General features: G+C 71.3%; 25 protein-coding genes and 1 tRNA gene. 10 read left to right on the top strand and 16 right to left on the bottom strand.

The features are described from left to right. Positions 1–236 precede the first annotated feature (236 nt). From AB0K37_RS10980 to AB0K37_RS10960, 5 genes are all read right to left on the bottom strand, one after another. Positions 237–986, bottom strand: a complete 750-nt coding sequence (locus AB0K37_RS10980; RefSeq protein ID WP_363978129.1) for an amino acid ABC transporter ATP-binding protein — start codon at positions 984–986, stop codon at positions 237–239. Beyond that, positions 983–1,891: an amino acid ABC transporter permease gene (locus AB0K37_RS10975; RefSeq protein ID WP_363978126.1), complete on the bottom strand. Its 909-nt coding sequence runs from the start codon at positions 1,889–1,891 to the stop codon at positions 983–985. Before AB0K37_RS10975 ends, AB0K37_RS10980 begins: the two co-directional genes overlap by 4 nt. Beyond that, on the bottom strand, positions 1,852–2,706 hold the full coding sequence (locus AB0K37_RS10970; RefSeq protein WP_363978123.1) for an ABC transporter substrate-binding protein: 855 nt from the start codon (positions 2,704–2,706) through the stop codon (positions 1,852–1,854). Before AB0K37_RS10970 ends, AB0K37_RS10975 begins: the two co-directional genes overlap by 40 nt. Before the next feature lie 52 nt (positions 2,707–2,758). Beyond that, complete coding sequence (locus tag AB0K37_RS10965) at positions 2,759–3,589, bottom strand: SAM-dependent chlorinase/fluorinase (protein WP_363978120.1); 831 nt, start codon at positions 3,587–3,589, stop codon at positions 2,759–2,761. Positions 3,590–3,771: 182 nt separating this feature from the next. Beyond that, positions 3,772–4,191, bottom strand: coding sequence for a hypothetical protein (locus AB0K37_RS10960; RefSeq protein ID WP_363978117.1), 420 nt, complete (start codon positions 4,189–4,191; stop codon positions 3,772–3,774). A gap of 188 nt (positions 4,192–4,379) precedes the next feature. On the opposite strand from AB0K37_RS10960, the gene AB0K37_RS10955 reads away from it, so the two are divergent. Further along, positions 4,380–5,537, top strand: coding sequence for a hypothetical protein (locus tag AB0K37_RS10955; protein ID WP_363978114.1), 1,158 nt, complete (start codon positions 4,380–4,382; stop codon positions 5,535–5,537). Positions 5,538–5,683: 146 nt separating this feature from the next. Further along, positions 5,684–6,490 carry a dihydropteroate synthase gene (folP, locus tag AB0K37_RS10950; RefSeq protein ID WP_363978111.1) on the top strand — a complete coding sequence of 269 codons (807 nt, stop codon included), beginning with the start codon at positions 5,684–5,686 and terminating at the stop codon, positions 6,488–6,490. On the opposite strand, the gene AB0K37_RS10945 is transcribed toward folP, so the two are convergent. Continuing rightward, positions 6,487–7,143 carry a dihydrofolate reductase family protein gene (locus AB0K37_RS10945; protein ID WP_363978108.1) on the bottom strand — a complete coding sequence of 219 codons (657 nt, stop codon included), beginning with the start codon at positions 7,141–7,143 and terminating at the stop codon, positions 6,487–6,489. The genes folP and AB0K37_RS10945 overlap by 4 nt on opposite strands. A gap of 89 nt (positions 7,144–7,232) precedes the next feature. Here AB0K37_RS10945 and AB0K37_RS10940 point away from each other — a divergent pair, with 89 nt between their 5' ends. After that, positions 7,233–8,015 (top strand): glycosyltransferase, encoded by a 783-nt coding sequence (locus AB0K37_RS10940; RefSeq protein ID WP_363978105.1) that lies wholly within the window; start codon positions 7,233–7,235, stop codon positions 8,013–8,015. Here the strand turns inward: AB0K37_RS10940 and AB0K37_RS10935 are convergent. The 6 genes from AB0K37_RS10935 to nagA form a co-directional block, all read right to left on the bottom strand. Next, positions 8,007–8,393, bottom strand: a complete 387-nt coding sequence (locus AB0K37_RS10935) for a VOC family protein (protein ID WP_363978102.1) — start codon at positions 8,391–8,393, stop codon at positions 8,007–8,009. The two genes, AB0K37_RS10940 and AB0K37_RS10935, sit on opposite strands and share 9 nt — an antisense overlap. Positions 8,394–8,522: 129 nt before the next feature. Beyond that, complete coding sequence (locus AB0K37_RS10930) at positions 8,523–9,086, bottom strand: dihydrofolate reductase family protein (protein WP_363978099.1); 564 nt, start codon at positions 9,084–9,086, stop codon at positions 8,523–8,525. A gap of 346 nt (positions 9,087–9,432) precedes the next feature. Then, positions 9,433–9,506: transfer RNA gene (locus AB0K37_RS10925), tRNA-Ala, on the bottom strand. Between the two features lie 47 nt (positions 9,507–9,553). Further along, positions 9,554–10,114, bottom strand: coding sequence for a hypothetical protein (locus AB0K37_RS10920; protein WP_363978096.1), 561 nt, complete (start codon positions 10,112–10,114; stop codon positions 9,554–9,556). A gap of 215 nt (positions 10,115–10,329) precedes the next feature. Continuing rightward, a complete protein-coding gene (locus tag AB0K37_RS10915; RefSeq protein ID WP_345173614.1) occupies positions 10,330–10,950 on the bottom strand; it encodes a GNAT family protein in 621 nt (206 codons plus the stop codon). A gap of 91 nt (positions 10,951–11,041) precedes the next feature. Further along, positions 11,042–12,166: an N-acetylglucosamine-6-phosphate deacetylase gene (gene nagA, locus AB0K37_RS10910; protein WP_363978093.1), complete on the bottom strand. Its 1,125-nt coding sequence runs from the start codon at positions 12,164–12,166 to the stop codon at positions 11,042–11,044. 94 nt (positions 12,167–12,260) lie between these two features. Between nagA and AB0K37_RS10905 the strand changes: the two genes are divergently transcribed. Further along, positions 12,261–13,094: a DeoR/GlpR family DNA-binding transcription regulator gene (locus AB0K37_RS10905; protein WP_363978090.1), complete on the top strand. Its 834-nt coding sequence runs from the start codon at positions 12,261–12,263 to the stop codon at positions 13,092–13,094. Positions 13,095–13,122: 28 nt separating this feature from the next. Here the strand turns inward: AB0K37_RS10905 and AB0K37_RS10900 are convergent, their stop codons facing one another. Genes AB0K37_RS10900 through galU form a run of 4 tightly spaced genes read right to left on the bottom strand, consistent with a single transcriptional unit; the run spans position 13,123 to position 16,242 of the window. Beyond that, entirely contained in the window at positions 13,123–13,596 is a 474-nt protein-coding gene (locus tag AB0K37_RS10900) for a MogA/MoaB family molybdenum cofactor biosynthesis protein (RefSeq protein WP_363978246.1), read from the bottom strand. Between the two features lie 8 nt (positions 13,597–13,604). Next, positions 13,605–14,075, bottom strand: coding sequence for a cyclic pyranopterin monophosphate synthase MoaC (gene moaC / locus AB0K37_RS10895; RefSeq protein WP_363978244.1), 471 nt, complete (start codon positions 14,073–14,075; stop codon positions 13,605–13,607). Positions 14,076–14,080: 5 nt separating this feature from the next. After that, a complete protein-coding gene (gene glp / locus AB0K37_RS10890) occupies positions 14,081–15,289 on the bottom strand; it encodes a gephyrin-like molybdotransferase Glp (protein ID WP_363978241.1) in 1,209 nt (402 codons plus the stop codon). Positions 15,290–15,315: 26 nt separating this feature from the next. Beyond that, positions 15,316–16,242, bottom strand: a complete 927-nt coding sequence (gene galU / locus AB0K37_RS10885) for a UTP--glucose-1-phosphate uridylyltransferase GalU (protein WP_363978087.1) — start codon at positions 16,240–16,242, stop codon at positions 15,316–15,318. Positions 16,243–16,276: 34 nt separating this feature from the next. Between galU and AB0K37_RS10880 the strand changes: the two genes are divergently transcribed. From AB0K37_RS10880 to AB0K37_RS10855, 6 genes are all read left to right on the top strand, one after another. Beyond that, complete coding sequence (locus tag AB0K37_RS10880; protein ID WP_363978084.1) at positions 16,277–16,858, top strand: 5-formyltetrahydrofolate cyclo-ligase; 582 nt, start codon at positions 16,277–16,279, stop codon at positions 16,856–16,858. A gap of 92 nt (positions 16,859–16,950) precedes the next feature. Continuing rightward, positions 16,951–17,940 (top strand): NAD(P)-dependent oxidoreductase, encoded by a 990-nt coding sequence (locus AB0K37_RS10875; protein WP_363978081.1) that lies wholly within the window; start codon positions 16,951–16,953, stop codon positions 17,938–17,940. 103 nt (positions 17,941–18,043) lie between these two features. Continuing rightward, the gene (locus AB0K37_RS10870; RefSeq protein ID WP_363978079.1) at positions 18,044–19,528 is read left to right on the top strand and encodes a potassium/proton antiporter; all 1,485 of its coding nucleotides are present in this window, start codon (positions 18,044–18,046) and stop codon (positions 19,526–19,528) included. Positions 19,529–19,695: 167 nt separating this feature from the next. Then, positions 19,696–20,058 carry an FmdB family zinc ribbon protein gene (locus AB0K37_RS10865; protein ID WP_363978076.1) on the top strand — a complete coding sequence of 121 codons (363 nt, stop codon included), beginning with the start codon at positions 19,696–19,698 and terminating at the stop codon, positions 20,056–20,058. Positions 20,059–20,460: 402 nt separating this feature from the next. Then, the gene (locus tag AB0K37_RS10860) at positions 20,461–22,587 is read left to right on the top strand and encodes an MMPL family transporter (RefSeq protein ID WP_363978073.1); all 2,127 of its coding nucleotides are present in this window, start codon (positions 20,461–20,463) and stop codon (positions 22,585–22,587) included. Between the two features lie 119 nt (positions 22,588–22,706). Beyond that, positions 22,707–23,534 (top strand): S-methyl-5'-thioadenosine phosphorylase, encoded by an 828-nt coding sequence (locus AB0K37_RS10855; protein ID WP_363978070.1) that lies wholly within the window; start codon positions 22,707–22,709, stop codon positions 23,532–23,534. Positions 23,535–23,594 lie beyond the last annotated feature (60 nt).

The raw sequence follows: 23,594 nt of genomic DNA, 5'->3' as shown, positions 1-23,594 counted from the left end.
GCAGACCGCGCCAGGACACGCCGGGGTTCCGCAGAACCCGGACATGTCCCGGCGCGAGGCCGGAACAGTGATGACCGTGTGGAGGAGGGCGGCCGGCGCAGCGCGGCCGGCGAAGAAAAGACGCAGATCACACGGTCGGCGCAGGCGTCACGAACGCGAAAAGGCGGCACCCTCGTTCACACGAGGATGCCGCCTTCCAAGGCGCACATCATTCGGCCGCGGCCGTCCTGGAGGGTTCAGAGGCGGCGGGACTCCAGGACGCGGCTCAGGAACTCGCGGGTGCGCGGCTCGGTGGGCTCTTCGAAGATCTGCTCGGCCGGGCCGCGCTCCAGCAGGACGCCGTCATGGAGGAAGCAGACGGTGTCGGCGATGTCGCGGGCGAACCCCATCTCGTGCGTCGCCAGGATCATCGTCATGCCGGAGTCCTTGAGCTCCCGGATGATGCCCATGACCTCGGTGACGAGTTCGGGGTCGAGCGCGGAGGTCACCTCGTCCAGAAGGAGAAGGCTCGGCCGGGTGGCCATCGCCCGGATGATCGCGACGCGCTGCTGCTGGCCGCCCGACAGCCGGTCGGGGTACTCCCCGGCCTTGTCGGCCAGCCCGAACCGTTCGAGCAGCTCGTGCGCCTGTTCGGCGGCCTCCGCCTTCGGACGCTTGTGGACGCGGAGAGGGGCGAGGGTGATGTTGTCCAGCACCGACATGTGCGGGAACAGGTTGTAGGACTGGAACACCATCCCGATCCGCTTGCGGACCTTGTCGGGGTCCGCGCGGGGATCGGTGATGTCGTCGTCCTCCAGGAAGATCGCGCCGTCGTCGACGGTCTCCAGGACGTTCACGCAGCGCAGCAGCGTCGACTTGCCCGATCCGGAGGCGCCGATGAGGCAGACGACCTCGTGCGGCGCGACGTCCAGGTCGACGCCGCGCAGCACCGGGTGGGCGTGGTAGGTCTTCCAGACGCCCTCGATGCGCAGCAGCGGGGTGCTCATCGGCCGCCTCCGGGGGCGCGGCGGCGTTCGGCGCGCGCCGCGAGATGGTCGGTGAACCGGGCCATCGGCACCGTCAGCGCGATGAACAGCACCGCCGTGGCCAGGTAGGGGGTGTAGTTGAAGGTGTCGGCCGAGTGGATCTGCGCCTGCCGCAGCGCCTCCAGCGGACCGAGCACCGCGACGAGCGCGGTGTCCTTCTGCAGGGAGGCGAAGTCGTTGAGCAGCGGCGGGACGACCCGGCGCACCGCCTGCGGCAGGACCACGTACCGCAGGCTCTGGGCCTTGCTGAGGCCCAGCGACCGGGCGGCGGCGCGCTGGCTCGGGTGGATGGAGTCGATGCCTGCCCGGAAGACCTCCGCGACATACGCCCCGTAGGACAGGACGAGCGCGAACCCGCCCAGCACCGCCGGGCTTTCGGGGACGCCCTGCAGCCGCAGCGCCGGGAGCCCGAACCCGACCAGGTACACCAGCAGGATCGTCGGGATGCCGCGGAACACGTCGGTGTAGGCGACGGCCAGCGCCCGCACCGGGAACAGCAGCGGGGTCCGCAGCCCCCGCGCGAGCGCGACCAGCAGCCCCAGCACCAGGATCGCCACTTCGGCGATCAGGAAGATCCGTACGTTCAGCCAGAAGCCGCGCAGCACGTCGGGGAACGCGCCGGTGAACTCGCCCCAGTTGAAGAACGTCTCGTGCACGCGCGGCCAGCCCGGCGACCCCACCACGACGACCACGACGACCGCGGCGCACAGCACCGTCGAGGCCGCGGCCACCGACCCGGACCGGACGTCGGCGCGGCGGCGCCGGCGCTCCCGGTCGAGCTGCCGCTCACTCTTGACCCAGGCGGTCTGCCCGCCCGCCTGCGCGGTCACTTCAGGACGGGTGCGCCGGCCGACGCGGTCAGCCACTGCTGCTGGATCTTCGCCAGCTCACCGGACGACTTCAGCTGCCCGATCGCCTGGTTGAGGCAGCCGGCGAGCCCGCTGCCCCGCTCCATCAGCAGCCCGAAGTGCTCGGTGGCGCCGCCCTGCGACTGCGGCAGCTGACCGACGATCTTCGAGTCGTCGATCTGCGCGGCGGTGACGTAGAAGGCGGTCGGCAGGTCCACCACCAGCACGTCCACCTGCTTGTTCTTCAGCGCGTTCACCGCGTCGATCTGCGTGTTGAAGATCTTCGGCTCGTCGGCGGGCTTGAGCTGGTTCTTCACCGCCTGCAGCGACGTCGTCCCGACCTGGACCGCGATGCGCGCCTTGCCCAGCTCCGCGATGGTCTTGGCGTTCTCGAACTTGCCGCCCTTGAGCGTCACGACGCCCTGCTGCACGTCGTAGTAGCCGTCGCTGAACGCGACCGCCTTCTCGCGCGCGGGGGTGACCGAGATCTGGTTGATGTCGAAGTCGAAGGCCTTGGGCCCCGGCGCGTACGACGACTCGAACGACTGGGTCTTCCAGACCACCTGGTCCTTGGTGAAGCCGAGCCGGCCGGCGACCGCGTAGGCGACGGCGCCCTCGTAGCCCTGCCCGTTGGACGGGTCGTCGTCCTTGAACCAGGGCTCGAACGCCGGCTTGTCGGTCGCGATGGTGAGCTTGCCGGGCGACTTCAGCGGCAGCTTGTCCTTGGCGCAGGAGGCGGGACTCTTGCTCGCCGAGGCGCCTGAGTCCTCGTCCTGCGGGGCGCAGGCGCTGACGGCGAGGGCGAGCGCGGCGGCGCCGGCGAGCGTTGCCACGAGGGGACGGCGGATCACAGGAGATTCCTCCGGCGGTGAGAGGGGGTAAGGGTCATGGACGCGGCACCGCGCGCAGAGTGAGGGTCTGCGCGCCGGCCAGGCCGAGGGCGTCGGCGGCGCGTCCCTGGTTGACGCCCAGGGCGAGCCATCCGGACGAATCGGTCCACAGCAGCGGCTCCCCGACCGCGACGCTGCCGAAGGTGAGCTGGAACGGGACGCGGACCGTCCGAGACGATCCGTCTGCACCGTTCCATCCCACGTCAAGGGGGGTGCCCGGCTCCAGCGTGCCGAACGCCGCCGCCAGGTCGCCGGGCTGCGCGCCCAGCACCAGGCTGCCGAACCGGTCGGTGTACAGCACGGGAACGGTCAGTTCCCCGGGCCGGGCCACCGGGGGCGGGACGTCCAGCGGCAGCGGGTCGACGGCCGCGCCGAGATCCGCCGCGTCCACCCCCGCCGCGACGTGGGCGGCGGCTGGGGCGAAGACGTCACGTCCGTGGAACGAGGTCGAGACCCGGGGCAGCCGGTAGGCCGGGTTCTCCAGCGCGTGCGCCCGGACGATCCCGCCCAGCGCCTCCGCCGCCGGCACCAGCAGGCCGTTGTCCGGCCCGACCAGCACATCGCCGCGCCCGGTCGCGATCGCCAGCGGCCGGCGTGAGGTGCCCACCCCGGGGTCCACGATCCCGACGTGCACGCCCACCGGCAGGTACGGCAGCGCCTGCCGCAGCAGCATCGCCCCTTCCCGCACGTCGAACGGCGTGATCTCGTCGCTGAGCACCAGCACGTTCGCGTCCGGGGCGATCCCGTACACCACCCCGGCGCAGATCGCCGTGTACGCCGCACCGAAGTCGGTCGCCAGGCTGACGAACGGACGACTTTGCGGCATGGGCGACCTCATGAAACGGAAGGGATGGGTGGTACGAGAGTGAAAATCCTACCAAGTCGATAGATTAGCCAACTCCGTCGCCTCCCGCTGCGCCGACGGGTCAGACACGATCCCTGCGGACCCGCACCGTGCGGATCCAGATCCCTCGCCACCGTCCCCCTCGGTCGTCTTCCCGGGGGTCGCTACGGTTTGCCTGGCGCGGCCGTGTGGTGCGGGTGTCCGTGGGTGCGCCGCTCCTCCTTCAGTCGAGCCTCGTAGAGGTGCCGTCTACCAGCGGTCAACGACTCCCGCACGCGCGCCTCGTAACGTCGGAGCGGTTCGTAGTAGGTGTCTTCGTACTCTTCGACCGCCTGGAAGCTCCAACGGTCCGGGAGGACGTTGCGGCCCACGATTTCGCGCGACAGCTCGTCGGCGAGTTCCTGGTGCCCGGCCTTGGCGAGCAGCGCGGCCGCATCGCCCAGCTCGAAGTCGGCCTTGCCGGTGAGCTGATGCCACGAGTAGAGGTGGCCTCGGGCGCGCTCGACGCTCTCCAGGGCTTCGCTCAGCTTGCCCACGGCTTTCACGGTCGCCTCGTCGGGCTCGGGACTGCTGCCAGCGATCATGCGGGCTTACCTTCCCCTCTGACCTCCGATGATGCGCTCCCCCGTCCCGCTCGACGGCCATGCCGGACCGCCGGACGCGGAGCCGCGGCGCCGGCGGCCCCGCTCATCCGCCGGCGCCGGAGCCCTCCGCATGCGGCGGCGGCCTAGACTGCTGGGCCGAATCAGGTCGCTTCACGGCAAGGGGTCTCATGGGTAACGGCGTCCCGCCTCAACGGCAGAGTCCGGAGAGCGACCGGCTCGCGGAGCGCATGGGGGCGGCGTCAGACGCGGAGAAGGCGACCGTCCTCGTCGACCACTTCGCGGCGGCCACCGCCGGTCCTCCGTCGGCGTGGGCGGACGAGTTCGTCGCTCGGGTCGAAGAGTTCGGGCTCTCCGTGCTGCAGATCCGGCGGGCGGCCACAGACCTCGCCTGGCTGGCCCGCAAGAACGGCCAGGGCTACCTGGACGAGACCGACCGGGCGCGCATCCTGGCAGTGAGCAACACGCGTACCGCGCGGCTCTGCCTCGTCTACATCCATGGCCAGCGGTTGCGCTTCGACTTCAAGTTCGCGCAGCTCCACCGGCTCTGCATCGACTGGCTGGCAGAGTTCGAGGACGACGCCCTCGTCCTGAGCTTCGCGGCCTTCTCGGCGCTCGGCGCCCGCGCTTCGAACGCGCCCGGCTTGTTCCGGCGGGCGGTCGACGCCCCCGACGCGGACGACAAGAGCAACCAGGTGCTCCTGACGGGCATCAATTTCGCCGACCATTTGCCGGAACAGCCGCAGATGATGCTGGATCTCTCCGACGAGATGATGGCGCGTGGCCAGGAAGGCGCCATTGTCTACTACCGGCGCGCGACGGCGTATCGGAAACTGGGCCGGTTCGATGACGGGCTCCGCGAGATAGACCGGGCGATAGACGCCCTCGGCCCCGGCGACGTTCTGGTGCACGAACAGTTCACGCAGGAGCGGCGCTCGATCATCCTGGCCCAGGATCTGCAGAACCAGATGGAACGCAACACCCAGGCCATCGCGGACTCCATCGCCGCCCAGGTGGACGAGAGAATCGCCGCGGCCTCGGCCGAGCTCGAACAACGGCTCGACGAAGCATCGCTGAGACTCGCCCAGCGTGTCGACGCGGCGCAGGAGATGGTCTCGTCCGGCCTGCTCAAGATGGTGGAGATACTCGGGCTCTTCGTCGCCCTCGTCGGTTTCATCGCCGGGTCCGGAGCAGTGGTGATCAAATCGCAGGGCCTCCAGGAGCGGGCGCTCTCCATGCTCCTGGTGGTCGGCGGGGCTTTGGTCTTCTTCACCCTCCTGCGGCTCGTCACCACCGTGGGGCGGCGGCGGGTGCGAGCGGAGAGGTAACCTCCGGCCGCCTTGCTATGCTGGCGCCAAGTTCAACTTAGGCGGCTAATGTGAGCGAAAAGAACGCTATCTACTATCCCGATCTTATTTGCCCTGAACGGACGATCGGGCGGCGCACGTTCGATTTCTCGCGGCAGGTCGCCGTGATGGCGATAATCAACCGCACTCCCGATTCATTCCACGACCGGGGCCGCACATTCGCCTTGGACAAGGCATTGGTCGCCGTAGAGAACGCGCTCGTCCACGAGGCCGACTGGCTGGACATCGGCGGCGTCCCCTTCGCTCCGGGGCCCCCGGTGAGCGTCGAAGAGGAGATCGACCGCGTGGTGCCGGTCATCGAGGGCGCCCGCTCCCGCACGGACGCGGTGATCTCCGTCGAGACGTACCGGCCCGAGGTCGCCCGCGCCGCCTTCGCCGCCGGCGCCGACGTCCTGAACAACACGAGCGGCCTGCACGACCCCGCCCTCGCCGACGTGGTCGCGGAGGCCGGCACGACCCTCATCATCACCCACAGCCTCGCCGACCCGCGGACGCCCTACCCTCGCCCGCAGTACGACGACGTGGTCACCGAGGTCGCCGAGTTCCTGCGTCAGCGGGTGGCCCTGGCCGAGAAGCACGGCGTGCCCGCGGACCGGATCATCATCGATCCCGGCCACGACCTGAACAAGAACACCTACCACTCGCTCGAACTGACCCGCCGCCTCCCGGAGATCGCGCAGATCGGCCAGCCGCTGCTCGTCGCCGTCTCCAACAAGGACTTCATCGGCGAGACCCTGGAACGAGACCAGCACGACCGCGTCGAGGGCACCATCGCCACCCTCGTCGTCTCCATCCTGAGCGGCGCACGCATCGTGCGGGTCCACGACGTCGCAGAGGCGAGGCAGGCGGTGAACATGGTCGAGAGCATCCTCGGCTGGCGTCCGCCCGCCTACGTCCGCCACAACGTCGTCTAGCCCTGGGCCATGCGGTACCGCAGGTAGAGGTAGTTCTCGTCCGGGATCGCGTGGCACAGCTCCATGCGCTGCATGTCGATGGCCGGGCCGTCGAGGACGCGGGCGGCGTCACCGGCGGTGACGACCGGACTCAACGTCAGGCACAGCTCGTGCAGCCATCCCGCGGCGGCGATCTGGGCGAGCACGACCGGGCCTCCCTCACACAGCTGGCGCTTGTACCCCTTGTCGGCCAACTGCTGCAACGCCATGCCCATGTCCGTGGAGTCGGTCCCGCACACCATGACCTCGGCGTGCTTCTCGGCCTCGCGAAGCCGCTCGGCCGGCGCCGCCCCGCACGTGATGACGACCGGCGGCGCGGGCGCCCCCGCGAACAGCGGCCCGTCGAACTCGAACCGCAGGCTCCGCGACACGATCGCCAGCTTCCGCGCCTCCTTCGGATACGCCCCGTACTCCCGGACGGTCGTGGCCCCCATGATCACAACGTCGGCCAGCGTCCTGAGCCGCTGCATGAGGGCCCAGTCCCCCGCGTACCCGAGTGCGCTGGTGCTCCCCTGGTACTGGATCCCCCCGTCGAGCGACGCGATCATGTTCGCCCGCAGCCACGGCGTCGTCTCCGGATAGGCGTACTGCTCCAGCATCGCGCTCACGTCCATCTCAGCACTGTAAGGGCTGCCGCCGCGCCCCGCCCCCGCCCCGGACCGTGTGATGATCAAGGCCGTGCGCCCGGACGAGGAGGAGTGCCATGCCGCTGATCTCGATCATCACCGCCGTACGGAAGCCGATCCCCGACTACCTGCGGCAGGCCGCCGCCGGCGTCGCGGCTCAACGCCTCCCCCCTGGCTGGGACCTGGAATGGCTCGTCCAGGAGGACGGGGACACGCCGGCGGCCCGGGATCTGTGCCCGGGTGCGCTCTATGAGGCGAACGGCGCCCAGCTCGGCACCGGAACGACCAGGAACTTCGCGCTGAGCCGGGCCCGCGGCGAACTGGTCGCGGTGCTCGACTATGACGACGTCCTTCTTCCCGACGGCCTCGCGACGCTCATCCCCGCCTTCGAGGAACACCCCGGCATCGGCTGGACGATCGGCCAGGCCGACGATCTGATCGACGGACGCCGCGTCCCCTACCCCCTGGCCTACCCCTGCGGCCTGGTGCCCGCGGGAACGATCGGCCGCCTGTACGAACAGACGGGCCTGTGCCAGGCGGCCTGCGCCGGCCTGGTCGCCCCCACCGACCTGATTCGCGCCTTCGGCGGCTGGGGCGCCCTCCCCCGCGCGCAGGACGTGGCCCTGTTCATCGCCCTCAGTGAGGTCTTCGACGGCTACCAGGAACCCTCAGTGACCTGGCTCTACCGAAAGCACCCCGACCAGAGCACCCACCCCACAAAGCCCGACACATGGGGCAAGCACCAGGACCGCTTCATCCGCCACCGCCTGAACGCCGTCCGCGCCGGAAAGCTGCCCTCACAATCCGGGACGGGTCCGGGGTGCTCGTCCCGCCGAGGTCCACAGCGATTGTCAGGATGAACCGGACGGGGCCCGGCTCAGATCCACGACGCAGAAGATGTTGCCGTCCGGGTCGGCGAGGACAACGAAGTCAGGGTCTGGGGGATACAGGTCCCAGTCGACTCTGGTGGCTCCCAACTCGACCAGACGCTCGACCTCGGCCTCTTGCTCGTCCGCGGTGTCCGTCAACAGGTCGAGGTGGATGCGCGGGTGCGCTTCGACGGGCGAACTGCTGCACATCAGACCGAGCGCCCGGCCCGACCCGTCCGCATGTTCCAGCGTCCGCCAACCAGGGCTCTCCCACTCGGATACGGGCACCAGGTCCAGCGCGGACGTCCAGAACGATACGGCCCGGGGAATGTCGGTCACACCGATCACGGGGAAGCCGAGTCTGAGCATGAACCCGAGTCTAGGCAGCACCTCAACAGCTCAGGGACATACCAGTGCAGCCGGCCAGGAGCGGGAGGAGTCGCCCCGTGAGCCGATCCCTTACATGCACCGAAGCACGGCCGATCCGAGGTCGGGTACTCAGCGCCTGGTCTCGTACCTGGTCAGGTGGACGCCGTCGGGGAACGTCCGGGTCTCCACCAGGGTCAGGTTCACCCAGTTGTCCAGCGCCGTGAAGAACGGCGTGCCGCCGCCCACCAGGACCGGTGCGGTGACCAGCACGTACTCGTCGATCAGCCCGGCCCGCATCGCCGCTGCGGCGAGTGTGGCGCCGCCGATGTCCATGGCTTCGCCGTCCTCGGCCTTGAGCCGGGTGATCTCGGTGACTGCGTCGCCGGTGACCAGGCGGGCGTTCCAGTCGACCGTGCTGATCGTGGAGGAGAACACCACCTTCGGCATGTCCCGCCAGCGGCGGGCGAACTCGGCATGCGCCGGTGTGACGCCGGGCTGCTGGTCGGCGGTCGGCCAGTGGGAGCTCATCGTCTCCCACAGCCTGCGCCCGTACAGCGCCAGACCAGTCGCCGCCACCCGGTCGGACCACCACTGGAACAGCTCGTCGCTCGGTACGCTCCAGCCGAGGTCGTCGCCGGGCGCGGCGATGTAGCCGTCCAGGGACAGGTTCATGGCGAAGGTCAGTTTCCGCAAGGCGTCAGCCTCCTGTGACTCGGTTCTCGGCGTACAGACCAGCACGGGAATGAAGAATCATCGGTCAGGCCACGCCCAGGCCTTCCAGTCGCTCTCCTGCGGGACTGCGGTGGGCCGACCGATTCTCTTCCTCGGCAAGGGCCTGCGGCGCGGGGAGATGCTCGGGCTCCGCTGGGCGGCCGAAGCTTCACCACGGCTTGCCGTAAGGCGGGCGTACGGCTGAGAGGCGTTCAAGCGGCTGGGCAAGAGCCTCGGCTCCCCGCGTGAGGGGTCGTAGCCGTACTTCGCTGCTATACGGACACCAAAAAGGCCGGTTTCTCTTCGGAGAACCGGCCTTTGACCTGGGTGGAGCTGAGGGGATTTGAACCCCTGACCCCCTCGATGCGAACGAGGTGCGCTACCGGACTGCGCCACAGCCCCGAGGACTCCGTAAGGTTAGCAAACATCGGGGACTGCTCGCGCACCGGTTATTCGCCGACGGCGCGGCGGTCGTCGGCGTACTGGTCGAAGACCTCGTCGGGGGTGACGAGCTCGATGACCTCGGCGGGTTCGGCGGCCTCGGCGGCGCGGCGGGCCTGCAGGGCGCGGGCGCGGGCCGCGGCGCGGGCCTGGGCGGCGGCACGGCGGCGGGCGGTGTCCATGCCCACGGCGACGCGCAGGAGCGCCAGGTGGCCGGCCAGCAGCAGGACCGGGGGCGCGACGACCCACCAGGGCGTGAGTCCGGCGGCGGAGATCGCCACCGAGGTGAGGAGCAGCGCGGCGAGGCCGCTGGTGCGGCGGCGGCGCCGGGCGATGACGGCGGCGCGGCTTACCGGGCGGCGCGGCGCGGGGAGCCCCTCCTCGCGGAGCGTCTCCTCCTCGTGGAGCGTCTCCTGGTCGTCGGCGTCGTCGTCGGCGGCGGGCTCGTCGGGACGCTTGTGAAGGAGGCGGGAGATTCCCGTGGTGTCGGTGTCGCGGCGCAGCCACATGGGTACCAGGACGACGGCCCAGACGGCGACGATCGCAAGGTAAAGGACGGCGCTGCTCATCGGCCCCACCGTTCCAGGGCACGCTCGTGAGGCGGGCCGACTTTCGGCGCGCGAACGTGCAATGGGAGCAGGGTCACGCCCCGCACGGTACGAGGGGCTGTCAGAGGTTGACGAGCATAAGGGGCGGTGTGTCGCGAGATCGATCTCGCCGTTACTCTCCGTTTGCCGGGACTTCTCGATCGCAGGATTCTTACGGTGGGAAAGTCATGGGCCGCTCAGGAGCGCCGGGGAAATGCCTGTTTCCGGTCTGCCAGCCAGCGGGCGCGCAGGCCACCGGGCACGTCCTCGACGGTGAGGGCGTAGCAGATGTGGTCGCGCCAGGCGCCGTCGATGTGGAGATGGCGGCGGCGAATTCCCTCTTCGCGGAAACCGAGTTTTTCGACGACGCGGCGGCTCGCGGTGTTCTCCGGCCGGATATTGGCTTCGAGCCGGTGCAGGCCGACGGTGAAGAAACAGTGGTCGACGGCGAGGGCGACGGCGGTGGGAATGACGCCGCGGCCGGCGACGCGCCGGTCGACCCAGTAGCCGATCTGCGCTGACCGCGCCGAACCCCAGACGATCGCGCCGATGGTGAGCTGCCCGGCGAAATCGTCCTCATGGGTGACGACCCAGGGGAGGGCGAGGCCGTGGCGGGCTTCGCGGCGCATGGTGTGGACCATGCTGATGTACGGCCCGAGGCCGCTGCGGAACAGCGGCGTCTCGGGGTTGGTGGGCTCCCAGGGGCGGAGCCAGTCGGCGTTGCGGACCCGCAACTCGCGCCAGACGGCGGCGTCGCGGTGCCGCAGCGGGCGCAGCCCTACAGGGCCCTCGGTCAGGGTGACCGGCCATCCCCGCAAACGTTCCACGGTTCCATGATTCCCTGGTCGGATGTCTGAACGCCATATTGTCCCCGAGAAATCGGGCACGCGGGACGTTCGGCCACCGTCGTCACACCCGTCGGCCGCGTTTCATGACCCAGTCGACGCGCAGGTCGTCGTCCAGGACGACCAGGTCGGCGTCCTTGCCGGGCTCCAGTGACCCGACGCGAGCGTCGATGCCGAGGGCGCGCGCCGGGGTGAGGGACGCGGCCTCGGCGGCGCGCTCGATCGGCAGGCCGGCGTCGGCGACGGCGCGGCGGAACGCGTCCGCCATGGTGATCGTGCTGCCCGCGATGGACGTCCCGCCCGCGAGGGTGGCGCGGCCGTCGCGGACCTCGACGTCCATCACGCCGAGGCGGTAGTCGCCGTCGCCCATCCCGGCGGCGGCCATCGCGTCGGTGATGAGCGCGACGCGGGGCGTGGCGGCGAACACGAGGCGTGCCACGGCGGGCTCCACGTGGACGCCGTCGTTGATCAGTTCCACGGTGACCCGCGGGTCGTTGAGGGCGGCAGCGATCGGCCCGCCCTCGCGGTGGTGCAGGGGGCGCATCGCGTTGAACAGGTGCGTCGCCACGCGCGCTCCCGCGTCGAACGCCGCCCGGGCCGCCTCGCCGGTGCCGTCGGTGTGGCCGACCGCCGCGATCACGCCCGCGTCCACCGCCTCCCGGACGAGGTCGAGTGCGCCCGGCAGCTCGGGCGCGAGAGTGATCATGCGGAGGTGGCCGCGGCCGAGGCGGACGAGGCGGCGGAACTCGGCGGGGTCCGGGTCGCGCAGGAGCGCGGGGTCGTGCGCGCCGCAGCGCGAGCGGGCCAGGTAGGGGCCCTCCAGGTGGACGCCCGCGATCACGCCGTCGGCGGCGAGTCCGGCCAGGCCCTCGACGGCGGCGGCCAGTTCGTCCGGGTCGCCGGTGACGAGGCTGGCCATCGTGGTGGTGGTGCCGTGGGCGAGGTGGAAGGAAGCGGCCCGGTGGGCCTCGTCCGGGCTCCCGAGCTGGTAGGAGGCTCCCGCGCCGCCGTGGACGTGCATGTCCACGAAGCCGGGCACCACGTGCCGGCCGGCGAGGTCGATCACTTCGCCGGGGACGGGGCCGTCCGCGATCGTGCCTCCGGCGATGTGGAGGGCGCCGTCGCGGACGCCGTCCGGAAGGACGATCCGCGCGTTGGTCAAGGAAACGGCGCCGACCGGCCTCGCCATGGAATCCCCCAATGCACGCATATGATCGTTGTTGATTGTTCCATGGCCCCTGCGCTCAGGTAAGACCAGGGGCGCGCAAGGCTAGAATCCGCGGATGACCACCTTTCCGGACTCCCGTCCACCGGCAGGAAAGGCGACCGGCGTGACCCGGCACGAGCGCTGGAACGCGCTGCTCGAACTGCTCGCGGACGCCGGGCGGCTGACCGTCGAGGAGGCGTCCCTGCGCATGGGGGTGTCGGCCGCGACGATCCGCCGCGACTTCGACCAGCTCGCGCAGCAGCAGATGCTGACCCGCACCCGCGGCGGCGCCGTCGCGGAGAGCGTCAGCTACGACCTGCCGCTGCGGTACAAGGCGGCGCGGCACGCGTCGGAGAAGCAGCGGATCGCGGCGGCGACCGCGGAGCTGGCGGAGCCCGGGTCGATCATCGGGTTGAACGGCGGCACGACGACCTCGGAGGTCGCCCGGGTGCTCGCCACCCGCGCCGACCTGCACGCCGAGGGGCCCACCCCGGCGATCACGATCGTGACGAACGCGCTGAACATCGGCAACGAGCTGGCCGTCCGCCCGCATGTGAAGATCGTCCTGACGGGCGGGGTGCCGCGGCCGCAGTCCTACGAGCTGACCGGGCCGCTCGCCACCGGCATCTTCGACCACGTGACGCTGGACGTGGCGGTCATCGGGGTGAACGGGTTGACCGCGCGGCACGGCGCGACCTGCCACAACGAGGGCGAGGCCGTGGTGAACCGGCTGATGGCCGAGCGCGCCGACCGGGTGGTCGTGGTCGCGGACGGCTCCAAGATCGGCCACCGGGCGTTCGCCCGCATCTGCGGCACCGACGAGATCGACGTCCTGGTGACGGACGCCACGGCGCCCGAGTCCGAACTCGCCGCGTTCACCGAGGCCGGCGTCCGCGTCATCCAGGCGTAGCCTCCGGCGACGCGGGGCGGGAGCGCTTCTAGCCCTGCGGGCGGGGGTGGTCGCCGCCGTTGATCTGGTCCACCGCGTGGGGCAGGACGCGGGCCAGGACGGTCATGCCGTCGCGGACGCCGCCGGTCGAGCCGGGCAGGTTGACGATGAGGGTGCGGCCCGCGACGCCGGCGAGGCCGCGCGACAGGATCGCGGCGGGGACCTTCTCGCGTCCCTCCAGCCGGATGGCCTCGGCGATGCCCGGGACCTCCCGTTCGATGACCGGCCGGGTCATCTCGGGGGTCTGGTCGGTGGGGGTGAGGCCGGTCCCGCCGGAGGTGACGACGACGTCGTACCCGGCGGCGACCGCGTCGCGCAGGACGCCGGTGACCGGTTCACCGTCGGGGACGACGACGGGGCCGTCCACCTGGCAGCCGATGTCCTCCAGCAGCTCGACCAGCACCGGGCCGGACCTGTCCTCGTAGACGCCCGCCGCGGCGCGGTTGGAGACGGTGACCGCCATCGCCCGGATCACCGGCGCCACACCCCGGTCTTGCCGCCGGTCTTCTCCTCGACCCGGACGTCGGTGATCACGGCGGCGGGGTCGACGGCCTTCACCATGTCGACCAGCGCGAGCGCGGCGACGGTGACGGAGGTGAGCGCCTCCATCTCCACGCCGGTGCGGTCGGCGGTGCGGGTGACGGCCGTGATCGCGACGCCGTCGTCGGCGATGGCGAGGTCGACGGTGACGCCGTGCAGCGCGATCGGGTGGCACAGCGGGACGAGGTCGGGCACGCGCTTGGCCCCCATGATCCCGGCGATGCGGGCGACGGCCAGGGCGTCGCCCTTGGGGATGTCGCCGGCGCGCAGGAGGGCGACGCATTCGGGCGACAGGCGGACGAACCCCGTGGCCGTGGCCGTCCGGGACGAGACGTCCTTCGACGACACGTCGACCATGCGGGCCGATCCCTCGTCGTCCAGATGGGTGAACTCGGACCCCATGGCGCTCATGACGGCAACCTCATGACCTCGACGTGCGAACCGGCCGGCATGGCTTCGACGTCCTCCGGAATCTCGATGAGCGCGTTCGCGGACGACAGTGACCCGAGTTGGTGCGAGCCCTGCACGCCCGCCGCTGTGACGGTGTAGAAGCCCCGAGTGAACGAGAGTCTGCCCCGCAGGAAGTGGCGTAGCCCCGCGGGGGACTTGATGTCCTCGGCGACGACGGCGCTCACTGTGGGGAGCGGTTCGGGGGGCAGCCCCTGCATGACGCGTAGGGCGGGACGGACGAACACCTGGAACGACACGTACGCGCTCACGGGGTTGCCAGGAAGCGTGAAGACCGGAGTGCCCTCCAGGAGGCCGAACCCCTGCGGCTTGCCGGGACGCATCCGCACCTTGTGGAAGTTCACGGTTCCGGTGCCGGCGAGCACTTCCTTGACGACGTCCCTGGTGCCCATGGAGACGCCCCCGGTGGTGACGATGGCGTCGGCCCGGACGAGCTGGTCGTGAAGCATCTCCAAGACCTTGGCGGGCTCGTCCTGCACCGTGGCCTGCCGGAAGCCCGTTCCGCCCGCCTCGACCACGGCGGCGGTGAGCATGAAGCTGTTGGACTCCCAGATCTGGCCGGGCGCCAGCGAGGTGCCCGGCTCGCGCAGTTCGTCGCCCGTGGAGACGACCACGATGCGCGGTCTCGGCCGGACGGTCACCCGGGAGCGCCCGACCGCCGCGAGCATGCCGATCTGCGGGGCGGCGAGCCGGGTGCCGGCCTCGGCGACGACCTGCCCGGCGAGGACGTCCTCCCCCGCCCGGCGAATGTAGTTGCCCGGCGGCGCGGCGCGCGAGATGCGGACGGTGGCGTTGCCGCCGTCCGTCCACTCGACGGGGATGACGGCGTCGGCGCCGGCCGGCAGCGGGGCGCCCGTCATGATCCGGGCGGTCAGGCCGGGCCGGATCGCCGACAGGCCGGAGTCGCCCGCAACGATGTCGCCGACGACGGGCAGCGCGACGGGGCTCGCCTCGGTGGCCGCCGCGATGTCGGCCGCGACCACGGCGTAGCCGTCCATCGCGGAGTTGTCGAACGGCGGCAGCGGCGCCGGCGCCGCCACGGCCTCGGCGAGCACCGTGCCCTGCGCCTCCAGCAGTGCCAGGTCGAGCGGCGGCAGCGGCGCCACGCTGCCGAGGATCTCGGTCAGGTGCTCGTCGACCGTTCTCATAGCCACGGTCCCAGTCTGACGCCTCGTCACGAATCCGCTGTGTCGCCCACGCCGTCCTGCGTGCGGACGAATTCCCGCAGCCACGGCAGGAACTCCGGCGCCAGATCCGGCCGGTCCGCCGCGAACTGGACGACCGTCCGCAGGTACTCCAGCTTGTTGCCGGTGTCGTAGCGGCGGCCGCGGAACTTGACGCCGTAGACGCCGCCGCCCTGGTCGGCGGGCATGTCGGCGAGGGTGCGCAGCGCGTCGGTCAGCTGGATCTCGCCGCCGCGGCCGGGCGGGGTCTTCTCCAGGACGTCGAACACCGCGGGGTCGCAGACGTAGCGGCCGATGATGATCCAGTTGCTGGGGGCCTCCTCGGCGGCGGGCTTCTCCACGAGGTCGGAGATGCGGACGACGTCGTCCTCGTCCGTCGCCTCGATGGCCGCGCACCCGTACGCCGACACCTGGTCGGGCTCGACCTCCATCAGCGCGATGACGCTGCCGCCGTGCTGGCCGCGCACCTCGATCATCCGCTGCAGCAGCTTGTCGCGGGCGTCGATCATGTCGTCGCCGAGCAGCACCGCGAACGGCTCGCGGCCGACGTGCTGGCGGGCGCAGTGCACCGCGTGCCCGAGGCCGCGCGGCTCGCCCTGCCGGACGTAGTGCATGATCGCCAGATCGCTGGACTCGTGCACGGCCTCCAGGCGCTCGTCGTCGCCCTTGGCGCGCAGCGCCTCCTCCAGCTCGTAGGCTCGGTCGAAGTGGTCCTCGATGGACCGTTTGCTGCGCCCGGTGATCATGAGGACGTCGGACAGCCCGGCGTCGACCGCCTCCTCGACGACGTACTGGATCGCCGGTTTGTCGACGATGGGCAGCATTTCCTTGGGAGTCGCCTTGGTCGCGGGCAAGAATCGGGTACCGAGGCCGGCCGCCGGGACGACCGCTTTGAGCACTGGTGCAATGTCGGCCATATACACGACCCTAGCCATCCGCGAGGACCACAGCGTGCACCCCACCGCCACGAAGACCGGCCTCCGGGCCGAACTGCTCGCACGACGTGCGGCGATGCCGCCCGAGACGCGCTCCGGCGCGGCGCGCCCGATCCGGGACGCGCTGCTGTCGCTCCCGGAGGTGGAGATGGCCGGGACAGTCGCGGCCTATGTCTCCATAGGCGACGAGCCGGACACGCGGAGCCTGCTCTTCGCGCTGTGGAAGCGCGGGACGTACGTGCTGGTCCCCCGGCTGCTCCCGGACGGCGACCTCGACTGGGCGTCCTACGAGGGCCCCGACTCGCTCGTCCCGGGGGCGCGGGGTTGCCTGGAGTCGTCCGAGCCGCCGCGCGGCCCCGGCGCCGTGGCCAGCGCGGACGTCGTGCTGGTGCCCGCGGTGGCGGTCGACCGGTCGGGCGTGCGCCTCGGCCGCGGCGGCGGCTCCTACGACCGGGCGCTCGCGCGCGTGGGCCCGGCGATCCTCACCGCCGCGCTGCTGTACGACGGCGAGCTGGTGGAAAGCGTGCCCGCCGAGCCGCACGACCAGCGCGTCCGGGCCGTGGTGACCCCGGCGCGGGGACTGGTCCGCCTGGGCTGACCTGCTCGGGGGCGGCGCCCTGCTCGTAGAGTGAGAGGGCCGAGATCGCGGACGGGGGACGCGGTCGAGCACGGCCTGACGGGAGGTAAGAGATGACGGCGCCGTGGCGGATCCTTTCCCTGCCCCCGATCGCGGACGAGATCGTCCGAGGGCTGTTCGCGCCGCTGGGAGACGCCGCCGAGGTCACGTTCCCGCAGACCAGGGACCGGGCGGGCCTGCTCGCCGCGCTCGCCGGCGCCGACCTGGTGATCGGCGACTTCACCGGCCGGCTGGCACTGGACGCGGAGGCCGTGGCGGCGGCGCCGCGGGTGTCGTTCGTCCAGATGCCCGCGGTCGGGATCGACAGCATCGACGTCGCGGCGTGGGCGGCCGCGGGCGTGCCGGTGGCGAACGCGGCGGGCTTCAACGCGCGCGGGGTCGCCGAGTGGGCGGTCGGCGCGGCGTTCGCGCTGTGCCGCAACCTCGTGCGGGGCGACCGGGCCGTCCGCGCGGGCGGATGGCCGCAGATGGAGATGGCGGCGCTCGGCCCGCGCGAGATCCACACGCAGCGGGTCGGCATCGTCGGGTTCGGCGCGATCGGCGCCGAGGCCGCGCGGCTGTTCGCGGCCCTGGGCTGCACGGTGTCGTACTGGACGAGGCGGCGGCGTCCCCAGGCGGCGGCGACGTACCGGGAGCTGGACGAGCTCATGGCGATGTCCGACATCCTCGTCATCGCCCTGCCGCTGACCGAGGAGACCGAGGGGCTGATCGGTCCGGAGCGTCTCGCCCTGCTGCCGGACAGGGCGCTGCTGGTGAACGTGGCGCGCGGGGGCATCGCGCCGGACGACGCCGTCCTCGCCGCGCTGGATTCGGGACGTCTGGCCGGGGCGGCCCTGGACGTGTTCGAGCAGGAGCCGCTTCCGCAGGGGCATCCGCTGCGTTCACGCGAGGACGTCCTGCTCTCGCCGCACGCGGCGGGGGCGTCCGTCCAGTCGCAGCTGAACCTGCTGGGGATGGTGCGCGACAACGTCACCGCGGCCGTTCAGGGACGAGACGTACAGAACGTAGTGAACGGGATCAATCCGCAGGTCACCCGGCGATAGCGGCTATCCCGGACACGCCATCCCTCAATCGTAAATATGCGATTCGTCCGCGAATCTGTAGGATTGCTAAACGATCAACTTTGACGACCCCGAAGGGTGGGATGTGCACCTCGACATCTGGCTACTCCTCGGGGCCACGCTCGTACTCAGCGCCATCATCGCGGTCCGGCTGTCGCACCAGGCGGGCCTTCCCACGCTGCTGGCGTACATGGGCCTCGGCCTTCTCATCGGCGAGTCCGGCCCCCTCCACATCCGGTTCGACAACGCGGAACTGGCCGAGACGCTCGGCCTCGCGGCCCTCGTGCTCATCCTCGCCGAGGGCGGCGTCACCACGAACTGGCGGCGCGTGCGGCCCTCGGTGCCGGCCGCGCTCAGCGTCTCCACCCTCGGCACCCTGATCAGCATCGTCGTCGTCGCGCTCGCCGCCATGTGGCTCGTCGGCCTGGAGTGGCGCCCGGCGTTCCTGCTGGCCGCCGTGCTCGCCCCCACCGACGCGGCCGCGGTGTTCTCGGTGCTGCGGCGGCTGCCCCTGCCGTCCCGGCTGACCGGCCTGCTGGAGGCCGAGTCCGGCTTCAACGACGCCCCGGTCGTGATCATCGTGGTCACGCTGAGCGCCCACACCGCCGTCCCCAACATGGCCGAACTGCTCGGCGTCATGGTCTACGAGCTGGTCGCGGGCGGCATCGTCGGCGTCGCCATCGGCTGGCTGGGCGCGCAGGCGCTGCGCCGCGTCGCGCTCCCCGCGTCCGGCCTCTACCCCATCGCCGTGCTGTCGCTGTCCGTCGGCTCCTACGGGGCCGCCTCCCTGATGCACGCCAGCGGGTTCCTCGCCGTCTACGTCAGCGCCCTCGTCCTCGGGAACGCGCGGCTTCCGCACCGTCCCGCCACGCGGGGCTTCGCCGAGGGCGTCGGCTGGCTCGCCCAGATCGGGCTGTTCGTGATGCTGGGCCTGCTGGCCGATCCCGGCGACCTCCCGGGCCAGATCCTGCCGGCGCTCGTCATCGGCTTCATCCTGCTGCTGGTGGCCCGCCCCCTGTCGGTCGTGCTCTCCACGATCGGGTTCCGGCTGTCGTGGGGCGAGAAGGTGTTCGCGTCCTGGGCGGGGCTGCGGGGCGCCGTCCCGATCGTCCTGGCCACCATTCCGATGGTCGCGGAAGTGGAGCACGCCGACCGGCTCTTCGCGATCGTGTTCAACATCGTCGTCGTGTTCACCCTGCTCCAGGGGCCGACGCTGCCGCTGGCCTCGCGGCTGTGCCGCCTCACGAGCGACGAGCAGACCCGCGAGCTGGACGTCGAGGCCGCGCCGCTGGAGGAGCTGCACGCCGACCTGCTGGAGGTGCGGATCCCCGGCGACTCGCTGATGAGCGGCGTGGAGATCTTCGAGCTGCGGCTGCCGCCCGGCGCGTCCATCACCCTCGTCGTGCGGGACGGGGCGAGCTTCGTGCCCGAGCCCACCACGCCCCTCCAGGCGGGCGACACCCTGCTGGTCGTGACCACCGCCGAGGTGCGCGAGGCCACCGAGCGCAGGCTCCGCGCGGTCAGCCGCAAGGGCAGGCTGGCGGGCTGGTTCGGCGAGAAGGGCCAGTGACCTGGGGACCCGCGGCGGCCGGGGCCCCACGGCGCGCCCCTGGCACGCGACGCGCCGCCGGGGAACATCCCGGGGGCGAATCCTGTTCCACGCATGGGTACCATTAGCAGTCGTCTAGAGTGAGTGCCAGTCCGGCCAGCGCCGGTCTGAGTCAGCGAGGAGGAACCGTGCCGACGTATCAGTACGTTTGCACCGAGTGCGGCGAGCCTCTAGAGGTCGTGCAGAAGTTCAGCGACGACGCGCTGACCGAGTGCCCGGCGTGCACCGGCAGGCTCCGCAAGGTCTTCTCCGCCGCGGGGATCATCTTCAAGGGCTCGGGCTTCTACCGCACCGACAGCCGCGGCTCCGGCAAGTCGTCCTCCACCGCGGGGGTCTCGTCGAACGGCTCGTCCAGCGGGTCGTCCAACGGCTCCTCCGGCGACTCGGGCGGCTCCTCGGGCGACTCCGCCAAGTCGAGCTCGTCCTCGTCGTCCTCCGACTCGTCGTCGTCCTCGTCGACCGGCAAGTCGTCCTCCGAAAAGGTCGCCTGACCTCCTAGGCATCTCCGCTCGCACCGGGGGATCCGTCCGGATCCCCCGGTCTTCGCCATGTCCGGAAGCCGTCGCCTACACCTTCAGAGGTAGGCGGCGGCTTTCTCTTGCGTCGGCCGGCGTAGCTGAAGTCGGTACCGACGCCGGAGGCGCGTCCGCACGCCTTTCGCGACCATGGAGAAGACAGGGAGCGCCCCCGCGACCCCGCGGTCCCGCCCCGGCGAGGTCTCCCCGTCACACGATTTGACTTAGCTCTATTTTAGAGAGACTCTTGTAGAGAGAGGCTTGCGACCCCGCATGCTTCCGACTCTCGCGTTATTACTTGACATCTCTCGCCCGACGAGAGACTCTTGCGCAAACGCGACATATCTTGATTCGCCCGGTGCACACAGGAGAGGAACCATGAGCGCACCTAGCCCGGCTCCCCCGAGGCCGCGGACCCACCGCCTGGCCGGACTGATCGCCGGAAGGCGCACCAAATGGGCCGTCCTGGCCCTGTGGGTCGTCCTGCTCGCCGCTCTCGGCCCCCTCGCCGGCAAGCTCGGCGACGTCGAGAAGAACGACGCCGCGTCCTGGCTGCCCGCCGGGGCCGAGTCCACCCGGGTCGTGGAGCTGGAGGACCGGTTCCGCAAGGACGAGACGATGCTCGCCGTCATCGTCTACGAGCGGTCCGGCGGAATCACCGCGGCCGACAAGGCCAAGGCCGAGTCCGACGTCGCCGCGTTCCAGAAACTGCCCGGAGCGCAGAAGGCGCAGGGGCCGTTCCCGTCCAAGGACGGCAAGGCCCTGCAGACCCTCGTTCCCCTGACGGACGAGGACCTCACCGCCGCCGTCGACCAGGCGCGCGACCTCGCCGAGCGCGGGCCCCCCGGACTGACCTCGCACGTCACCGGCCCCGCCGGCGGCGGCGCCGACCAGTTCGAGGTCTTCCAGAGCCTGGACGGCTTCCTGCTCATGGCCGCCGGTCTCGTCGTCATCGTCCTGCTGCTGTTCATCTACCGCAGCCCCGTCCTGTGGTTCGTCCCCGTGCTGAGCGCCGTCTTCGCCCTGGGGCTCGCCCAGTCGACCGTCTACCTGCTCGCCAAGTACGCCGACCTCACCGTCAACGGCCAGAGCGCCGGCATCCTCACCGTCCTCGTCTTCGGCGTCGCCACCGACTACGCCTTGCTGCTCGTCGCCCGCTACAGGGAAGAACTGCACCGGCACGAGGACCGGCACGAGGCCATGGCCTACGCGCTGCACCGCGCCGCGCCCGCCGTCATCGCCTCCGCCGCCACCGTGGCCGTCGGACTGCTGTGCCTGCTGCTCGCCGACATGAACTCCACCGCCGGCATGGGCCCCGTGGCCGCCGCGGGCGTCCTCACCGCGCTCGCCGCCATGACGACCCTCCTGCCCGCCCTCCTGGTCATCTGCGGCCGCTGGCTGTTCTGGCCGCTGATCCCCCGCTACGACGCCAAGTACCTCACGCCCGAGGCGTACGAGGCCGAGCACGGCGTCTGGAGCCGCGTCGCAGGGATCGTGGGCAAGCGCCCGCGCGCGCTCTGGGCCGTGACCATGCTCGGCCTCATCGTCCTCACGCTCGGGCTGGGCTCGCTCAAGGCGGACGGCCTGTCGGACGCCGGCCAGTTCACCGGCAAGCCCGACTCGGTGAAGGGCTCGGAGGTCATCGCGCGGCACTACGCCGCCGGGTCGGGCTCCCCCGCCCTCGTGATCGGCAAGGCCCCGGCGTCAGGCCAGATCGCCCAGGCCGTGCGCGGGACGCCGGGCGTCGCCGAAGTCAGCGCCCCCGTCACCACGGGCGGCCTGGTCAGGTACGAGGCGACGCTGAAGGACGCCGCCGACAGCCCGGCCGCCCGCGCGACCATCGACCGGCTGCGGACCTCGGTGCACGCCGTCCCGTCCGCGGACGCCAAGGTCGGCGGGACGACCGCGACGTACCTGGACATCAAGCGCGCCTCCACCCGCGACAACAAGGTCATCATCCCGATCGTGCTGGCCGTGGTGCTGCTCATCCTCATCGCGCTGCTGCGCGCCGTCGTCGCGCCGCTGCTGATGATGGGCACCGTGGTGCTGTCGTTCCTCGCCTCGCTCGGCGCCTGCGCGGTCATCTTCGAGCACGTCTTCGGGTTCGAGGGGACCGACTCCGGCTTCCCGCTGCTGGCCTTCATCTTCCTGGTCGCGCTCGGGGTCGACTACAACATCTTCCTGATGCACCGCGTCCGGGAGGAGTCGCAGGCCCTCGGCACGCGGCGCGGCATCCAGCGGGGCCTCACCGTCACCGGCGGTGTGATCACCTCGGCCGGGCTCGTCCTCGCGGCCACGTTCGCGTCCATGGTCACGCTGCCGCTGGTGTTCATGGTCGAGATGGGCTTCGCGGTCGCGTTCGGCGTCCTGCTCGACACCCTCGTCGTCCGGTCGCTGCTGCTGCCCGCCCTGTCCTACGACATCGGGCGGCGGATCTGGACGCCGGGACGGCTCGCCAAGGAGGCACCCGCCTCCGAGCCCAAGGTCCTGGACCCGGTCGGCTGACGTCCCGGAACGCGGAAGGGCCCGGCTCCGGCCGGGCCCTTCGTCGTGCGGCGGCGGAGTTATCCACAATCGGCGGACGGCCTGCCGGGGACGGCGGCCGGGTGGCTAGGGTCGGCGGCATGTCCACTCAGGCTTCCGCGTCCCAGCCCCTCGCCGAGATCGGGGTCATCGGCGGCTCCGGCTTCTACTCGTTCCTCGACGACATCGAGGAGGTGCGGGTCGACACCCCCTACGGCCCGCCCAGCGACCCCATCGCGATCGGCGAGCTGGCGGGCCGCCGCGTCGCCTTCGTCCCCCGGCACGGCCGCGACCACCGCTTCCCCCCGCACAAGATCCCCTACCGGGCCAACCTGTGGGCGCTGCGGTCCCTCGGCGTCCGCCAGGTGCTGGCGCCGTGCGCGGTCGGCTCCCTCACCCCCGACCTCGGGCCCGGCACCCTGGCCGTCCCCGACCAGCTCGCCGACCGGACGTCGGGGCGCGACCAGACCTACTACGACCACGGCGCCGCCGTCCACGTCTCGTTCTCCGACCCGTACTGCCCGACCGGCCGCCGCGCCGCCGTCGAGTCCGCGCGGGCCTCGGGGTGGGCCCCGGTCGACCGCGGCACGCTCGTCGTCATCGAGGGCCCCCGCTTCTCGACCCGGGCCGAGTCCCAGTGGTTCGCCTCGCAGGGGTGGACGCTGATCGGGATGACCGGCCACCCGGAGGCCGTCCTCGCCCGCGAGTTGGCGCTCTGCTACACCTCCCTCTGCCTGGTGACCGACCTCGACGCGGGCATCGAGGAGGGCGAGGGCGTCACGATGGAAGAGGTCCTGCGCGTCTTCGGCGAGAACATCGACCGGCTCCGCGGCGTCGTCGCCGACGTCGTCAAGGCGCTGCCCGCCGAGCGCACCTGCGCCTGCGCCACCGCCCTCGACGGCATCAAGCTCCCCCTGGAACTGCCGTGACCCCCCGCTTATCCCGCCTGCGGCGGCCGCTGGCGGCGCTGTTCGCCGCGGCCGCCGCGG

This window comes from Actinomadura sp. NPDC049753 (genome assembly GCF_040674655.1).
In the GTDB taxonomy this organism is placed as follows: Bacteria; Actinomycetota; Actinomycetes; order Streptosporangiales; family Streptosporangiaceae; genus Spirillospora; species Spirillospora verrucosospora.
This window is presented reverse-complemented; position numbering and strand designations above follow the sequence as displayed.

Excerpts from the sequence above, each read along its gene's own strand:
- AB0K37_RS10940 (WP_363978105.1), top strand. The coding sequence starts at position 7,233 with ATGCCGCTGATCTCGATCATCACCGCCGTACGGAAGCCGATCCCCGAC.
- galU (WP_363978087.1), bottom strand. The coding sequence starts at position 16,242 with ATGGCCGACATTGCACCAGTGCTCAAAGCGGTCGTCCCGGCGGCCGGC.
- folP (WP_363978111.1), top strand. The coding sequence starts at position 5,684 with ATGGCGATAATCAACCGCACTCCCGATTCATTCCACGACCGGGGCCGC.
- AB0K37_RS10905 (WP_363978090.1), top strand. The coding sequence starts at position 12,261 with ATGACCACCTTTCCGGACTCCCGTCCACCGGCAGGAAAGGCGACCGGC.
- AB0K37_RS10955 (WP_363978114.1), top strand. The coding sequence starts at position 4,380 with ATGGGTAACGGCGTCCCGCCTCAACGGCAGAGTCCGGAGAGCGACCGG.
- AB0K37_RS10935 (WP_363978102.1), bottom strand. The coding sequence starts at position 8,393 with ATGCTCAGACTCGGCTTCCCCGTGATCGGTGTGACCGACATTCCCCGG.
- nagA (WP_363978093.1), bottom strand. The coding sequence starts at position 12,166 with ATGGCGAGGCCGGTCGGCGCCGTTTCCTTGACCAACGCGCGGATCGTC.
- AB0K37_RS10900 (WP_363978246.1), bottom strand. The coding sequence starts at position 13,596 with ATGGCGGTCACCGTCTCCAACCGCGCCGCGGCGGGCGTCTACGAGGAC.
- AB0K37_RS10965 (WP_363978120.1), bottom strand. The coding sequence starts at position 3,589 with ATGCCGCAAAGTCGTCCGTTCGTCAGCCTGGCGACCGACTTCGGTGCG.
- AB0K37_RS10945 (WP_363978108.1), bottom strand. The coding sequence starts at position 7,143 with ATGGACGTGAGCGCGATGCTGGAGCAGTACGCCTATCCGGAGACGACG.
- AB0K37_RS10875 (WP_363978081.1), top strand. The coding sequence starts at position 16,951 with ATGACGGCGCCGTGGCGGATCCTTTCCCTGCCCCCGATCGCGGACGAG.
- AB0K37_RS10960 (WP_363978117.1), bottom strand. The coding sequence starts at position 4,191 with ATGATCGCTGGCAGCAGTCCCGAGCCCGACGAGGCGACCGTGAAAGCC.
- AB0K37_RS10980 (WP_363978129.1), bottom strand. The coding sequence starts at position 986 with ATGAGCACCCCGCTGCTGCGCATCGAGGGCGTCTGGAAGACCTACCAC.
- moaC (WP_363978244.1), bottom strand. The coding sequence starts at position 14,075 with ATGGGGTCCGAGTTCACCCATCTGGACGACGAGGGATCGGCCCGCATG.
- AB0K37_RS10860 (WP_363978073.1), top strand. The coding sequence starts at position 20,461 with ATGAGCGCACCTAGCCCGGCTCCCCCGAGGCCGCGGACCCACCGCCTG.
- AB0K37_RS10920 (WP_363978096.1), bottom strand. The coding sequence starts at position 10,114 with ATGAGCAGCGCCGTCCTTTACCTTGCGATCGTCGCCGTCTGGGCCGTC.
- AB0K37_RS10855 (WP_363978070.1), top strand. The coding sequence starts at position 22,707 with ATGTCCACTCAGGCTTCCGCGTCCCAGCCCCTCGCCGAGATCGGGGTC.
- glp (WP_363978241.1), bottom strand. The coding sequence starts at position 15,289 with ATGAGAACGGTCGACGAGCACCTGACCGAGATCCTCGGCAGCGTGGCG.